Genomic DNA, 14,320 nt, shown 5'->3' with positions numbered 1-14,320 from the left:
CAGACACATCTAGGGGTGCGCGCCCGTCTCATGCTCAGCATGCTGGTAGCACTCGAATTGAATCGTGGAGTGCTCAACATCAAACTCTGACTCCATCGCGTTTTGCAGTTCATCGAGCATGCTCTTGAGGTGCCCGTCATGGAAGCATTCTTCGCCAACGACTACGTGAGCAGTCAAAACTGGCAGGCCAGTCGCGACCTGCGTGGCGTGCAAGTCGTGGACGGCGTGGACGTGGTCGACGTCCATCATCCGAGCGCGCACATCGCCGAGATCCAACCCGCGGGGCGTCGACTCCAACAGGACGTCAATGCTGTCGCGCAGCAGTCGCAGGGTGCGCGGGATGATCAACACGCCGATCAAGATTGAGGCAATCGCGTCCGCCCGCAAGAAGTCGGACCAATAGATAAACCCGGCTGCGACCAGCACGGCCACCGACCCTAGAGCGTCATTGATGACCTCAAGGAACGCCGCTCGAGTGTTGAGATTGTCTCCGCGCGAGCCAGTCAAAATCGCGATACCAATGGCATTGCCGAGCAGGCCAATGACACCGAAGATGACCATGGCTCCCGAAGCGACCGGCTCCGGGTTGAAGAGTCGGCTGATGCCCTCGTAGAGCACATAGGTGCCGACCGCGAGCAAGACTGCCGCCTGGGCCGCAGCAGCGACGACTTCTGCTCGGCGGAACCCCCAAGTGCGCTGATCGCTGACCGGTCGGCGAGACAGCAAGGCAGCCACCAGCGCTAATGACAGCCCAGCGACATCGGTCAACATGTGGGCGGCATCGGCCAGCAGCGCGACACTGCCAGAGATGATGGCGCCGATGACCTCCACCACCATGACCGTGGCAGTGATGGCCAGGACGACCGCTAGCTTGCGCCAGTGCTTGCCTGCGTCGGCAACACTCGGGGGTGGTCGTGATCGTGGCTCATGCCCGGCCTCGATCCACGCGCTGGCAGCATCCAACACTCGGGCCGTCGCGTCGGGGTCAGGAAGGCAATACATCGACGAGCGGCCCTCGGTGCGGACATCGACTATGCCGCACTCACGCAGCACCACCAGGTGTTTTGAGACCGTGGACTGCGCCAACCCTAAGTGATCGGTCAGCTCCGTGACCCGGTGCTCACCGGTGAAAAGGTGTCGCACAATCTCGAGCCGTGAGGGCTCCCCGAGTGCCGCAAACACCTGCGCCATCTGCTCAGTACCTATCGCCATATAACGATGATAACGCCATATAGCGATACCGGGCAAGCGTCAGGCGAGTTTAAGGACTCGTCCGAGGCCGAACGGTGGTGCGGTGACGCCGCTGATCTCTTCGGTGACCGAGGCTGGCACGGAGATATCGGCCAGATACAGGTCCCCAATGTGCGGCGACCCGCGCAGGCCAACCTTCGGCAAGCACAGGGTCATCGTTGCGTCGGCGTTGACGACCGGGCCATCAGCCCTGCCTGTTGTGGTGTTCAAGCCAGTCGGTGCGTCCAGGCTGACAATCGAGCCAGTCGAATACCGGGATGCCCATGGGGCGAACAATGTCGAGCTGCTGAGCCGGGACCTCCGTCATCGTCTGCGGGTCGACACTCAAGACAACCTCAACCGCGACACCGGCATTGTGCAGGTGACGAGCACAGACCAGGCCGCCACCACCATTGCCGCAACTGCCCGCGTACACGACAGCAGTTGCTGGGGATGCGGTCTGAATGGCCACCCGGGCCAGGTTGCTACCGGCATTTTCCATCATCTGGATCAGCAGAATATGTAGATCCTCGATCATGATGCGGTCGATCTCGAGCATTTGCTCGGCGTTAATCCAGCCAACGCTGCCGGACGGGATGCTGGGGATCACTGATGGAGGCGCTGCTGCAGGCATGTAGTGATTGTGTCACTAGGGCGGACCGTGGAACCCGTCTCAAGCACATGCCCCGGGTATGTCGGTGGCGCAGGTCATGATGGGCAAGTGAGCACATTGTTTGGGGCGCAACCGCGCGAAGTAGCACCGGGGCAGTACACATCCCCGGGTGGCTGACTCTGTCTCAGCAAATCGAGTTGGTGCAACGATGCCGCGGTTGGGCGCGCGGACCAGTGCCGATGCGACCCGGGCAGACCCCCGGCGGTCGACCGATGTCGGTGCAGACAGTGTGGCTGGGTATCCGGTGGACATCCGAGGGTTATCGGCGCGAGAGCAGTGCTGGCGTCGTCGTGCCCCAGATGCCCGAGGCGCTCACTTCGTTGGCCGCAACTGCGATTCACGACGTCAGTGCGATGACTGAGCACCTGCGTTTTGACGAGCACGGGAACCCCATGACCGAGTCTTTTAGCCCAGACATGGCGCTGGTTAACTTCTATGACCACGCCGCCAAAATGGGCCTTCACCAAGATAAAGACGAGACCTGCCAAGCGCCGATCGTGTCCCTCAGCCTCGGCGACACCGCCGTTTTCCGGCTTGGCAACATCGAGACGAAAAACAAACCCTGGCAGGACATCGAGTTAGCTTCGGGTGACCTGCTGGTCTTTGGCGGTCCGTCGCGCATGGCTTTTCACGGCGTCCCGATGACACGGCCTGGCACCGCCGACCCTGCTTTAGGACTTAGCGGCCGGCTCAACATCACCATTCGCCAAACAGGTCTTCCGTGAGCGGCCCTTGGACTACTTCTTCAGCGAGCGACGGTCGATCAACAGCGCGGCGGTGTTAAGGACACCCCAGCCTGTCGTGATCATCAATGCGTTCTTGCGGGCCTCGGGGTCTTTCGTGTTACTACCCAAAACGGTCGCGTCGGCGAAGTCAGTAAAAATACGCATGACCATCGACGCCGTCACCAAAGTCGGCGAGCTAGCAAACATGCCAACTGCTGACACCGGGATGTCGCGGGCTGCGTAGGTGTAAGCGACAAGGTCGACCGCGGGCTTCTGCCCCTCCGGCGCCTTCAGCGCATCGCCGAGGTGGCGTGGCTTTACCAGGGCAAAGACTGCGTAGGCGGCAGTGGCGGCGGACAGGGCACGGCTCAATGGAAAAGTCATAATCAAAATCTAGCCGGGTCCGTTAGTGGCGTTTTCGCCGGGGTCGGCTCCTCGGCCAGAGTGCTGTCGAGGAGCGCTCACGGCAGCATCCCCGCACCGAGGTGAAAAAGTTGGCAGACTAACCTCACGTCGGCGTCCTCCGGCGCGTCTACTAGATATGGACACACTCGCGATGACCCAGGTGCACAGTGTGATGCCCTCCCCCGTGGGCGATCTGACGCTGGTTGGCGACGAGGCTGGGCTAAACGGCGTGTACTTCCCAAGGCATCTGCGTGAGCCCGAAATGGACGTCCTGGGGCCACGTGATGACGAACACCTCGCCGATGCCCGCACTCAACTGTCCGAGTATTTTGCTGGTGAGCGCACCGAGTTTGATCTGACTCTCGCGCCTAAGGGCCAAGAGTTTCAGCAGCGGGTGTGGGCCGAGTTGGTCAAAATCCCGTTTGGCCAGACCACCACGTATGGCGCGATCGCCAACGCACTCGGCGACCCCAGGGCGGCCCAAGCGGTCGGCTCAGCTAATGGCCGCAATCCGATCAGCATCATCGTGCCGTGCCACCGGGTCATCGGCGCTAGCGGGGCACTCACCGGGTATGCGGGCGGCCTCGATCGCAAACGCTTCTTGTTGGAGTTGGAAACGCCCGTCGCAGACAAAGCCATGCGCCTATGGTGACGCCCCGTTTCGATGAGCTGTTGCGGGCTGGCCCCGCGTGAAGCCATTCGAGGTGCTCGTGCAAGATCACGGCGCCAAAGTGCTGCGAGTATGCCGTTCCGTCGCGGGCTTCGACGACGCCGAAGATGCTTGGTCAGAGACGTTCATCTCGGCGCTCCGCGCCTATCCGCAGTTGCCTGCAGATGCCAACGCTGAAGCCTGGTTGGTCACCATCGCTCATCGACGATCCATCGACCTCGTGCGCCGGCGCAACCGTCAACCACTACCGGTTGACGACCCTGGCGAAACGGCTGATCGGAATGGTGCCGGGGCACCCGCCGATGCGGACGTCGCCCACGGACACGATGACCTCTACGCAGCGATGCGCGATCTGCCCAACAAGCAACGGCTCGCGGTGGCTTATCACCACCTTGGCGGCTTGGCTCATCGCGAAGTCGCCGAGTTGCTGGGCGGCTCCGAGGCAGCAGCGCGCCGAGCCTCCGCCGATGGCGTCGCTGCCCTGCGCAAAACACACCTTGGGAGGACTTGTCATGAGCGATAAAGCGACCCTGGCCGCACTCAACAACCAACTTCGGGCGACCGCGGAGCAACAACATCTGCTCGACGTGGCCTACCGAAGCATCGACACCCCAATCGGCCAGGTGCTCCTAGCGGCCACTGATGCTGGGCTGGTCCGAGTGGCTTTCGCGATCGAGGGCCTCGAAGGCGTCCTGCAGCAACTGGCCGACCAGGTCAGCCCGCGAGTGCTGATGGCTCCGCGCCGGTTGGACACAGCCGCCAGCCAGATGGATCGCTACTTCGCTGGCGATGGCGCGACTTTCGACATACCTCTGGATTGGCAGTTGTCTGCAGGCTATCGACGCGAGGCTCTGCATCAACTGCAGCAGATCGGCTATGGCACTACTCAGTCGTATGCGCAGGTCGCGGCCGCCACCAGTAGCCCGCGGGCGGTGCGCGCCGTCGGGACAGCCTGTGCGACCAACCCATTGCCGATCGTGGTGCCCTGTCACCGAGTGACTAGGGCCGATGGCACCCGGGGCAACTACCGGGGCGGGATTGCCGCTAAGAACTTTTTGCTCGACCTGGAGTCCTCCGCGGCGCTCTGGCGCTCGCCAACCCAACAAGACAGACTGATCCGGTGACCACCACCCTGCTCTGAGCTCCCGTCCCTGGCTGCCACCGATCGTGCAAACGCGGATCGATGAGATCTCAGCCCGCGTAGCCACCGCTGAGGCTTCAACCGTTAACGCCACTATCGATGCGCTAATCGCGGAAAACCACAACATTCACGATCGCGACTGCATCAATCTCAACCCGGCCACCAATGTGATGAACCCACGCGCCGAAGCCATGCTGAGCGCCGGCCTCGGCTCCAGACCATCCCTGGGCTATCCCGGCGATAAGTACGAGATGGGCTTGGAGGCGATCGAAGAGATCGAGGTCATCGCTGCTGAGAGGGCCGCCCGGGTCTTCAACGCCAGATACGCCGAGATCAGAGTGCCTTCCGGTGCCATAGCCAATCTGTATGCGTTCATGGCTAATGCTGAGCCCGGCGACACGATTATCGCGCCCCCGGCCAGCATCGGTGGCCATGTCACCCACCACGCAGGCGGCTCAGCAGGGATGTTCCGCCTCAATACCATCGACGCTCCTGTCAATGCCGATGGCTACACGGTCGGCATCGACGCGCTGCGCACCCTGGCCCACGAGGCCAAGCCAGCGATGATCACCATCGGCTCCAGTCTTAACCTGCAGCATCATCCGGTTGCCGCTGTGCGCGAGATCGCTGACGAGGTCGGGGCCACAGTGCTGTTTGATGCCGCTCATCTCTGCGGGATGATCGCCGGCGGCGCTTGGCCAAACCCGCTGGATCAGGGCGCGCACTTGATGACGATGAGCACCTACAAGAGCCTCGGCGGGCCGGCCGGTGGATTGATCGTCACCAACGATGCCGACATCGCTCAACGCCTCGAAGCCATCGCCTTCCCTGGCCTGACCGCCAACTTCGACGCAGCCAAATCGGCCGCGTTGGCGGTCACCATGCTCGATTGGCAAACCCACGGCGCGGCGTATGCGGACATGATGGTCAGCACCGCCGCAGCCCTGGCTCATGAGTTGCAGGAGCGTGGCTTACCGGCCTATACGGCCAACGGCGTGCCGACAATCTCCCACCAGTTTGCTCTCGAGGCGGCCCGCTGGGGTGGTGGTCAAGCCGCCGCGAAGCAATTGCGCCTCGCTGGCATCTTGACCTGCGGTATTGGATTGCCGATCGATCCCGTTAACGGCGACATGAACGGGCTACGGTTTGGCACCTCGGAGATCGTCCGCCTCGGCATGAAGACCGAGCACATGGCTGAATTAGCGGATTTGATCGCAGACGGCCTCGCTGACGACACCAACCCCAGTGAGACAGCCGCCCGAGTCACCGCCTGGCGGCAACAGTTCTCGGGCATTCATTACGTCAGCGCTTGAGCAGGTGCCCAAACATCTGGCCAGTGGCTAGACAGTCCGGCCTGTTCTCCTGACCGTGGCCAGGTTGAGATCCTTATCTTATTTACCTACACATTGGTAAGAAAGTTAGACCTCTGCGAGTCGGTCTGTGTGTAGCGCCCGGATCAACCCGTCAGATTGTCTCGACTACGTGTCTTACAGAAGATCGTCTTAGAACCCCAGCCTGGTCAACGAGTGAGGATCGGCGTCACGGGTCTCCCAGGTCGTTCTGGTCAAGGTCCACCGCACTGTCGTCCTCGGCCTCTATTTCCACGTCCTCGGTAAGCTCAGCTACAGACGGAGATTCGATAGACCACCGTTCCAGTGCCCAAGACGCGAAGACAAGCTGGCGTTTGTTGATCACTTCAGGCGTCCACTGGTCGTGGTGGGCGAGTCTTTGCTCTTGCCTCAGCTCGGCCTGGGCATAGCACTTCTTGACGTCGACGCCAGGACCGGCGGCCTGGCCACGCTTATCAGTAAAGCACTTTCGGCCGTATGCGGAGTTGTCATAGGTAAGGACTAGGTTGCCCAGTGAGTTCACCAGGGCAGCGTGCTGCTCCTCCGTGAAATGGTCCCACCAGCACTTATCCTCGGGTGCTGGGTGCCGCGGCAGAATGTGCTCCGTTGTCCGCTGCTCACCTGCGCCAGTAGTGAAGCGCGACAGCGGGGGTAATTCCTGATCATGCTGACGAATGCTGAGTTCGTATTCGTACAAGAAGTACTTGTGACCCCTTCGCGCGTACCAGTTCTCATCCATTGACTCAAGGGTTGCTGTGACCTCATTGTCTGATGCGTAGCGCCAAATAACCGCGGCGACCTCACGTAGGATACACTCTCGTTTATCTTCGCCTTCAGGAGTGGAGTAAAGGTCGTGCGCAAGTCGCAGCAATCGAGCCTCCCCCGCGTTCAGGCGGCGCTGTCGGATGACAAAGACGCGAGCCGAGTATTTCTCGCACAGGGCGACGAGTTGGGCGTAGAACTCACCGTCATTCGGGTGCCTCAGTCTGGCGGCAAACAACAGTGGTCGATATGGCGCTACGACACCTGATCGTTGGAGTGCTGCACTAGCATGCCGTGCTTCGTCTTGGTGGGAAGTGAAGTTGTCGAGGTTAGCCGTTCCATCGAACATCTCCTTGAGAAAGAAAGAGCACTTGCGTAGGCCAGTGACGTAAGACTTGAGGTCGGCCGAGAGCCGGTTCCATGCCTCGTCCTGATCCTGGGCTGCCTTCTCACGGGGCACAAGCCGGGTCGCTCCGGAAATGTAGTTACTGCGGTCGAATGCTACCTTTACCGAGGCGATCTGCTTCCACCCCGTCGGTCCGGGTTCTGGGTCGCCAACCAGTGCGCACGCAGCAGTTGATCGTCAGCGTCACGTGCTTGCCCCGCGATGTTGGTGAATATCTCGGCCCAAGCATCGTTAATGAGTTCGGCAAGCTGTTCGGCTCTGCCATCGCTCATGGTGCGGGCCAGATAAAGCAGATAATTCTTAGTCTTCTCCAGATCACTAAGGCCGCGGCCACGTTCGTTCAACGTCTCAAAGATGACGCCAACCTCGGCTAGGGACTGCACCTCATAGACCAGAAACCCCAGACCCGCGGTCACCCGACTCTGCAAGTCTTTGAGGCGGAGGAACTCGTCGTTCGGTTCCGATGTCACCAGGGTGGCGAGACGAGCGTCAAAGAAGGCCGCGGCGTCACGCAGCCGCTCCTCACCGGAAATGAGCGCTGGTCCCACGTGGTGGCCCGTGCCGAGCGAGGTGTTGACCCAGTAGTTATTCAGACCAGCCCCCAACCGCAGACGAGGGCGCATGGCGTTGTCAATACTGACCATGCCGTACTTGCCGTGGAGCATCGTGGACATGGCTGCAGCGTGCTCGACGCCAGCCTTAGCCAGGATGTCCAGTCGGCGTCGGATGCGGTCGAGTAGCAGGAGGCATGTGGTGAGGCGCTGCTGCCCGTCGACGACCTCACAGTGTCTCCAGTTGGTTCCGTCGTCGGCCATAGACGTCCTCGGCGCATTGTTGACCGAGATGTCGCGCAGCACCAACGTCCCCGCATAGTGACTCTTATGCGGGCCGAGGAGGTCGAGGTCTTCCCAAAGGTCGGAGAGCTGTTTTTCCCGCCAAGCGTAGGGACGTTGGTAGTCCGGGATCTCGAGGAGCCGCTCGGTGATCACGGCAGGCAGGCGGACCTCCTGTGAATTGGCCACAACTAACTCCTTCAGCGAGGGTGACGTTTGCGAAACTACAGGCACAACGGCATAAGAGGACCTGCCCCATCCGCTGCTAGAACCCGCTGGGATCAAGCGCATGTCGGAATGGAAGATTCGGTGGCAGTTGTCGCTAAAACGTTGGCGTTTGGACGAAGACGATCGTGCGATCTGTGTCCAAAAGAATTCTTACGTGCACCCATGTAGACCTGTGCTTCTGGGGTACACCCGCCCCCCGGATCTGTTACGAAATGCCCGACCACCCTGGGTAACGTGCATCTGGGGCCTAGACCCTGTTCTGGAGGACGTCGGCTGAGAAGACGATCTGATTGCTGACCGAGCATGAGCAGTGTGCGTTTAGGAAGGTCCCTAGATGCACACATCTGGATTGTGTTGTTCTGGGGTAGACCCCAGAAACCCGTACACGGGTCTAGACCCTAAAGGAACACCGGGGATCGCTAGTGCGCTGACCGCTCGTGCGGCGTCGCGGCGGCTTGGGTTTCGGTGTTGTGTTGGTGACGGTAGAACGTGGCCCGAGACCAGCCCACGAGTTTCGCGGCGTCTTCAGCGGAGCGACCTTTAGCGCGAGCATCGTTAACGATGTCGAGTTTCTGGGCGATCATGCCTGGATCAACAGGGGGCCGGCCGAAGACAGTCCCCGTGGCTCGGGCAGCGGCAATGCCCGCGTTGACCCGTTCAGTGATCAACTCTCGCTCGTACTCGGCCAACGTCGCCAGCATGTTTAACATCAGCCGACCACTCGTCGTGGCGGGGTCGATGCCGTCCTGCACGGAACGAAGCTCGATGCCGGACTCACGGAGGAGGTTCACGGTGTTCAACACATCGATCAAAGACCTGCCGAGCCGGTCGACTCGCCAAACGACGACTGTGTCGCCCTCAGTGGCGTAATCCAGGAGGCGGCGCATTCCGGGGCGTTGCGCCGCGCTTTTGCTGCCCGACGTCACATCGCAGAACACGTCACGGGGTTCCACTCCTACGCCAGCTAGAGCATCGAGTTGCAGTTGCGCGTCCTGGGCGGCGGTGCTGACTCGCGTGTACCCCAAAGCCTCATCGGCCTATAGTGCCTCATAAAACCCTAGAAGGGGAAGAACCGAGTCACTTCGTGTTGAGGCAACTTCATGAGACACCGGAGCGAGTCATCACGAGCACGTCAACTCACGTCCGGCCGGAGGCGGCCGACTGTCTCATCAACCTTTAGTTAAACGACACAGGCTTTTTAGTCTCTCTGGCGCGCAACCATCATCGCCGCCGCCAGACAACCCCCGATGGCTACTATCATCCACACTAGATACTCAGTCCGCCTTTCTTGCCAGAAGAAGATGGCCGCGAAAACTATCTGCATTAAGAAAAGGGCTACAAGGAGCAGGGCTGTCCTACGCGGAAGCACCGTTAGCAGGCCTCCACGGCACTTGCGCCCGAGATCACAAATCCCACATAACTGGCTCCGATCACGGCGGCTGCTCCGAGTGCCAACGTACCACCGGAAGCAATGGTCGCACCTGCCCCAAGAATGGCAACTTCGAGCGTGAAACCGCTCACCCCCGCGCCCAACAGGCTCACTCCACAACTAAGCGCTCCGGTGGACTCGTCGGCCAAGACCAAGCAGTTCCCAGTCACCAATGCACGGACAATTGCTATTCTATTCGGAAGACTTTAAATTCCTAACGGCCAAGAATAAGAACCCTAGACACGTTATTCCCAAAAGGGCAGCCCCTACTCTGCCAGCATTGTTTTTGCCGTTAAAAGCAAAGTAGAAAAAGACTATTGCTGGTAAGGCAAGCGAGACTACTGTAGCGCCTTTTGACAAACTTTCTCTGGACATATTTGAAGCACCTCTCTCTCCGTTTCAGCAACTTTCCGAAATTCCATTAGCTGAGTATGCGATTGCTCCTAAGGCGGCGTAGTGACCCGCCACTCCTACAGCCAGGCCAACTCCCGTCCAAGCGGTAGTGGCTGCACCGAACCACGAAACTCCCAAACCTACTACCGATAGACCCATTGACCCCCATGCCCCGACACACGACATGGCGCCGGTGGGGTCGGTTTGGTTGGTGGGGTTGCAGCCGGAGTAGTTATACGGTTGGGCTTCGGCGGGTTGGGTGGGGTTGATGACGCGCTCGAGCGGGTCGGTTTGGCCCCACCGCCCGGTTTGATCGTCGTAGTAGCGCAGACCGATTTTGTAGAACCCGTTACCGGTGACGGAGTTACCGTCGAGCCAGGCGCCGGTGTAGCGCCAGTGGATGAGGTCGGTGCCACCACCAGTGCCGTATTGGTACTCGCCGTAGGCGCCGTACCCGTAGGACTCGGTGCGCTGCCCGGTTTGGTCGGTGCCACCGATGACGGATCCGGGGTGGTCGGTGAGGTAGTACCGCCAGTCCCCGTTAGCTCGTTCCTCACCTAAAACACGCCCATCAGGGGCGCGGACATAGTTGCGGGTGCCCGTGGCGTCAGTGGACGACATGACACCCAGGACCGAGTTAGTGGTCGTGGTGCCACCGATTTGGGTGCGTTCAAACTGGCTGCTGCAGTCATAGGTAGCCGTTTGTGCGCTTTGGCCGTAGCGGTGTTCCAGGCTCGTGGCCTGGTTACGGTCGTTGTAACTGATCACCGACCCAGCAGTGTCACCGGTCATGTTGCCCACCTCGTCATAAGTGAAGTCTGTTGTGCCTTGCGGGCCGGTCATTGACGTCACCTAACGATCGAACTAGTCAGAAGGACTGATGTGTTTCACCGTAACCGAACAAATTTTAGACGCCGAGCGCTCGTACTAACATCATGTGTCTCGGAATCTGACTTCTTACGGGAGTTGTGTTGGGCCCCGCGCTAGGTCGTGGGGTGCGATACATAGACACTCAAGTCCCCGTACTCCGTCGCCGGACGCGAGACTGAATCGCCAAGGGCACGAACATACCTACGCCCAAGGGCACAAGGAACCACGGACTGCCATTCATTATCGCTCCGAGGAGCCCTCCCACGCCGAGTAGTAGGAACAGCAGACTGGCTAGAGTCTCTTTTCTAGTAGCCAGTGGCAAGGCAATACCCTGTGATCGCGAGTCCGGCTACGGCGAAACCTGCGGCGGCTGCTGCCCATCCGACAGGGTTGTCAGGCCCAAGCTCAATAGTGCACCGGTAGAGGTGCCCAGAAAAGCGGAGATGCCTGTCATACCAAGCGCGAGTGCGTCGAGAGCAAACCCTGCCGATGCGACCTCGGCGCTACAGGCTCCGGTGGGGTCGGTTTGGTTGGTGGGGTTGCAGCCGGAGTAGTTATACGGTTGGGCTTCGGCGGGTTGGGTGGGGTTGCTGACGCGCTCGAGGGGGTCGGTTTGGCCCCACCGCCCGGTTTGATCGTCGTAGTAGCGCAGACCGATTTTGTAGAACCCGTTGCCGGTGACGGAGTCACCGTCGAGCCAGGCGCCGGTGTAGCGCCAGTGGATGAGGTCGGTGCCACCACCAGTGCCGTATTGGTATTCGCCGTAGGCGCCGTACCCGTAGGACTCGGTGCGCTGCCCGGTTTGGTCGGTGCCACCGATGACGGATCCGAGGTGGTCGGTGAGGTAGTACCGCCAGTCCCCGTTAGCTCGTTCCTCACCTAAGACGCGCCCATCGGGGGCGCGGACATAGTTGCGGGTGCCCGTGGCGTCAGTGGACGACATGACACCCAGGACCGAGTTAGTGGTCGTGGTGCCACCGATTTGGGTGCGTTCAAACTGGCTGCTGCAGTCATAGGTAGCCGTTTGTGCGCTTTGGCCGTAGCGGTGTTCCAGGCTGGTGGCCTGGTTACGGTCGTTGTAACTGATCACCGACCCAGCAGTGTCACCGGTCATGTTGCCCACCTCGTCATAAGTGAAGTCTGTTGTGCCTTGCGGGCCAGTCATTGACGTCATTTGATCGGCAGTGTTGTATTCCGCGGTGTACTGGTTCACGGTGTCTCGTGTCCCGTACTCCCACGCGCTCCTGTTGGGTTAGCGTCGTAGGTGTAGGAGTTATTCTCAAAAATATCACCGTTAGAGACAACGCAGGAAATTGTGCCGAACCCAGTCGCTGCCAAACCAACTGACCTAGCGTCAACAAGTCCGAATGTCTGTCGCACTATCCGACACGACCCGTTTTCCAAAGAACCCAGTGAATAGTCACCGATACATAGCCGACCCCCAGGACTATTGCTACAATCACTCCTACCGCTTTTGGTCCGGATTGCAAGAAATAGAGCATCGGAATGGCCCCGATCGCCATGCGCAATAACAAGAGACCATGGTTCACGGGCTCTTTCGCCGGCTCCGCATCAAATTCGTCCACGTTTCCTACTTCCTGAACAGGTCAGCATTCGCTTTTCAATTTGTCGACTGCGCCTGGTACTGAAGCCACGTCCATGCCTAGCCATAAAAGGGCTCCAGATAACGTCGGCGCTGCTATCAGAGCCGCTAACCCTAAACCAAAACCAAATGCCACGAGACCAGCGCCAGCAATAGCGAGTCCACAACCCTGCGATATTGCTCCGGTGGGGTCTGTTTGGTTGGTGGGGTTGCAGCCGGAGTAGTTATACGGTTGGGCTTCGGCGGGTTGGGTGGGGTTGATGACGCGCTCGAGCGGGTCGGTTTGGCCCCACCGCCCGGTTTGATCGTCGTAGTAGCGCAGACCCATTTTGTAGAACCCGTTACCGGTGACGGAGTTACCGTCGAGCCAGGCGCCGGTGTAGCGCCAGTGGATGAGGTCGGTGCCACCACCAGTGCCGTATTGGTACTCGCCGTAGGCGCCGTACCCGTAGGACTCGGTGCGTGACCCATTCTGGTCGGTGCCACCGATGACGGATCCGAGGTGGTCGGTGAGGTAGTACCGCCAGTCCCCGTTAGCTCGTTCCTCACCTAAGACGCGCCCATCGGGGGCGCGGACGTAGTTGCGGGTGCCCGTGGTGTCGGTGGACGACATGACACCCAGGACTGAGTTAGTGGTCGTGGTGCCACCGATTTGGGTGCGTTCAAACTGGGAGGTGCCGTCATAGGTAGCCGTTTGTGCGTTCTGGCCGTACCGGTGTTCCAGGCTGGTGGCCTGGTTACGGTCGTTGTAACCAGTACGTCGGCTTTCAAGCCGCCGTACTGGTTACGCCACCGGTAATACGTTTGCTCCGCCACCCCCAACTCACGGCACACCGCTGCGACGTCTGAGCCGTCGCCCAGCATCCGATCAGCCAGCCCCAGCTTGCGCACGACCTGCTCCGGAGTGTGTCTTTTGATGTTCTTCTTCGTCATGATGAGACCAGTCTTCCTGCCCGAGAACCGGGCGACAAGACAACTCACACAACAACTGGCCCTAAATTATGGGGGCAGCCCACCGCCTCTGGGCCCAAACAGACAACTAACCCCCAACAGCAGTAATGTACGAAGTCAGACTATTCAGCATGCTCACCCGGCTGGAGTATTGCGCGACGCGGTGAAGGACTCGCCAGTGCCGTCAACACAGGCTTGGGGACCGTTACATGAAGAAGGCCCCTCTCCGTGCGGGCGCTTGTGGTGCAAAGCAAATCCTTCTCCGTCATTACCGCCTATTCGCCAGAGGAGAACTCTGGAGTTGGCGCACCGTACACTGCGTAGGCAAGTGCTAAAACGATCAAGGCCGAACCAATAGCACCAGCATAATTATCGCGGCCATCATTGAGTGTCAGCACACCTAAGGTAATAGAAACTATACCGAGAGAAAAAACGATACAGGCCGGAATGAAGAATACAGTCAACGTCCTGTTTTTTTCGCGAGCTATCTTTTCACTCGACACACCTCTATGTCCAATCAGTAACCATACGCCGCCGGCAAGCATAAATAATGTCGACAGTGCTTTTAGTGCTGCTCCGAGGAAATCCCATTCTGCCAGCAGAATCGGCGCCAAACCGCCGACGAGAAACAAAAGTATGCCCCATTTCGGAT

16 protein-coding genes and 2 pseudogenes are annotated in these 14,320 nt (G+C 59.8%); 5 read left to right on the top strand and 13 right to left on the bottom strand.

The window, feature by feature from the left end:
- Positions 1-9 precede the first annotated feature (9 nt).
- A complete protein-coding gene (locus L0A91_RS13590; protein ID WP_311197836.1) occupies positions 10-1,191 on the bottom strand; it encodes a metalloregulator ArsR/SmtB family transcription factor in 1,182 nt (393 codons plus the stop codon).
- 60 nt (positions 1,192-1,251) lie between these two features.
- Positions 1,252-1,732, bottom strand: a pseudogene (locus L0A91_RS13580) (NAD(P)H-hydrate epimerase).
- Between the two features lie 311 nt (positions 1,733-2,043).
- Here L0A91_RS13580 and L0A91_RS13575 point away from each other — a divergent pair.
- Positions 2,044-2,628, top strand: a complete 585-nt coding sequence (locus tag L0A91_RS13575; RefSeq protein WP_311197835.1) for an alpha-ketoglutarate-dependent dioxygenase AlkB — start codon at positions 2,044-2,046, stop codon at positions 2,626-2,628.
- Between the two features lie 12 nt (positions 2,629-2,640).
- Here the strand turns inward: L0A91_RS13575 and L0A91_RS13570 are convergent, their stop codons facing one another.
- A complete protein-coding gene (locus L0A91_RS13570; protein ID WP_235244918.1) occupies positions 2,641-3,012 on the bottom strand; it encodes a hypothetical protein in 372 nt (123 codons plus the stop codon).
- A 157-nt stretch (positions 3,013-3,169) separates the two neighbouring features.
- Between L0A91_RS13570 and L0A91_RS13565 the strand changes: the two genes are divergently transcribed.
- The 4 genes from L0A91_RS13565 to glyA are packed head-to-tail and all read left to right on the top strand — an operon-like array spanning position 3,170 to position 6,157.
- Complete coding sequence (locus tag L0A91_RS13565; RefSeq protein WP_235244917.1) at positions 3,170-3,685, top strand: methylated-DNA--[protein]-cysteine S-methyltransferase; 516 nt, start codon at positions 3,170-3,172, stop codon at positions 3,683-3,685.
- A gap of 37 nt (positions 3,686-3,722) precedes the next feature.
- Positions 3,723-4,226 carry an RNA polymerase sigma factor gene (locus L0A91_RS13560; RefSeq protein WP_235244916.1) on the top strand — a complete coding sequence of 168 codons (504 nt, stop codon included), beginning with the start codon at positions 3,723-3,725 and terminating at the stop codon, positions 4,224-4,226.
- Positions 4,216-4,827 (top strand): methylated-DNA--[protein]-cysteine S-methyltransferase, encoded by a 612-nt coding sequence (locus L0A91_RS13555; RefSeq protein ID WP_235244915.1) that lies wholly within the window; start codon positions 4,216-4,218, stop codon positions 4,825-4,827. The genes L0A91_RS13560 and L0A91_RS13555 overlap by 11 nt, the downstream gene beginning before the upstream one ends.
- A gap of 43 nt (positions 4,828-4,870) precedes the next feature.
- Positions 4,871-6,157 carry a serine hydroxymethyltransferase gene (gene glyA / locus L0A91_RS13550; RefSeq protein ID WP_235244913.1) on the top strand — a complete coding sequence of 429 codons (1,287 nt, stop codon included), beginning with the start codon at positions 4,871-4,873 and terminating at the stop codon, positions 6,155-6,157.
- A gap of 226 nt (positions 6,158-6,383) precedes the next feature.
- Here the strand turns inward: glyA and L0A91_RS13545 are convergent, their stop codons facing one another.
- The 10 genes and pseudogenes from L0A91_RS13545 to L0A91_RS13500 form a co-directional block, all read right to left on the bottom strand.
- On the bottom strand, positions 6,384-7,415 hold the full coding sequence (locus tag L0A91_RS13545) for an HNH endonuclease family protein (RefSeq protein ID WP_235244911.1): 1,032 nt from the start codon (positions 7,413-7,415) through the stop codon (positions 6,384-6,386).
- 47 nt (positions 7,416-7,462) lie between these two features.
- A complete protein-coding gene (locus tag L0A91_RS13540) occupies positions 7,463-8,383 on the bottom strand; it encodes a DUF262 domain-containing protein (RefSeq protein ID WP_235244909.1) in 921 nt (306 codons plus the stop codon).
- Positions 8,384-8,841: 458 nt separating this feature from the next.
- Complete coding sequence (locus tag L0A91_RS13535) at positions 8,842-9,447, bottom strand: recombinase family protein (RefSeq protein WP_235244908.1); 606 nt, start codon at positions 9,445-9,447, stop codon at positions 8,842-8,844.
- Positions 9,448-9,793: 346 nt separating this feature from the next.
- Positions 9,794-10,021, bottom strand: coding sequence for a DUF3482 domain-containing protein (locus L0A91_RS13530; protein ID WP_235244906.1), 228 nt, complete (start codon positions 10,019-10,021; stop codon positions 9,794-9,796).
- Between the two features lie 229 nt (positions 10,022-10,250).
- A complete protein-coding gene (locus L0A91_RS13525) occupies positions 10,251-11,087 on the bottom strand; it encodes an RHS repeat-associated core domain-containing protein (RefSeq protein ID WP_235244904.1) in 837 nt (278 codons plus the stop codon).
- 376 nt (positions 11,088-11,463) lie between these two features.
- Positions 11,464-12,327 carry an RHS repeat-associated core domain-containing protein gene (locus tag L0A91_RS13520; protein WP_235244903.1) on the bottom strand — a complete coding sequence of 288 codons (864 nt, stop codon included), beginning with the start codon at positions 12,325-12,327 and terminating at the stop codon, positions 11,464-11,466.
- Positions 12,328-12,493: 166 nt separating this feature from the next.
- Positions 12,494-12,700, bottom strand: a complete 207-nt coding sequence (locus L0A91_RS13515) for a hypothetical protein (RefSeq protein ID WP_235244902.1) — start codon at positions 12,698-12,700, stop codon at positions 12,494-12,496.
- Positions 12,701-12,721: 21 nt separating this feature from the next.
- Positions 12,722-13,330, bottom strand: a complete 609-nt coding sequence (locus L0A91_RS13510; protein ID WP_235244901.1) for an RHS repeat-associated core domain-containing protein — start codon at positions 13,328-13,330, stop codon at positions 12,722-12,724.
- A 146-nt stretch (positions 13,331-13,476) separates the two neighbouring features.
- A pseudogene (locus L0A91_RS13505) lies at positions 13,477-13,650 on the bottom strand (transposase); the annotation flags it as partial.
- Positions 13,651-13,943: 293 nt separating this feature from the next.
- The gene (locus L0A91_RS13500) at positions 13,944-14,300 is read right to left on the bottom strand and encodes a hypothetical protein (RefSeq protein WP_235244900.1); all 357 of its coding nucleotides are present in this window, start codon (positions 14,298-14,300) and stop codon (positions 13,944-13,946) included.
- Between the last annotated feature and the right edge of the window lie 20 nt (positions 14,301-14,320).

It is taken from the genome of Ornithinimicrobium sp. INDO-MA30-4, assembly GCF_021535045.1.
GTDB lineage: Bacteria > Actinomycetota > Actinomycetes > Actinomycetales > Dermatophilaceae > Ornithinicoccus.
This window is presented reverse-complemented; position numbering and strand designations above follow the sequence as displayed.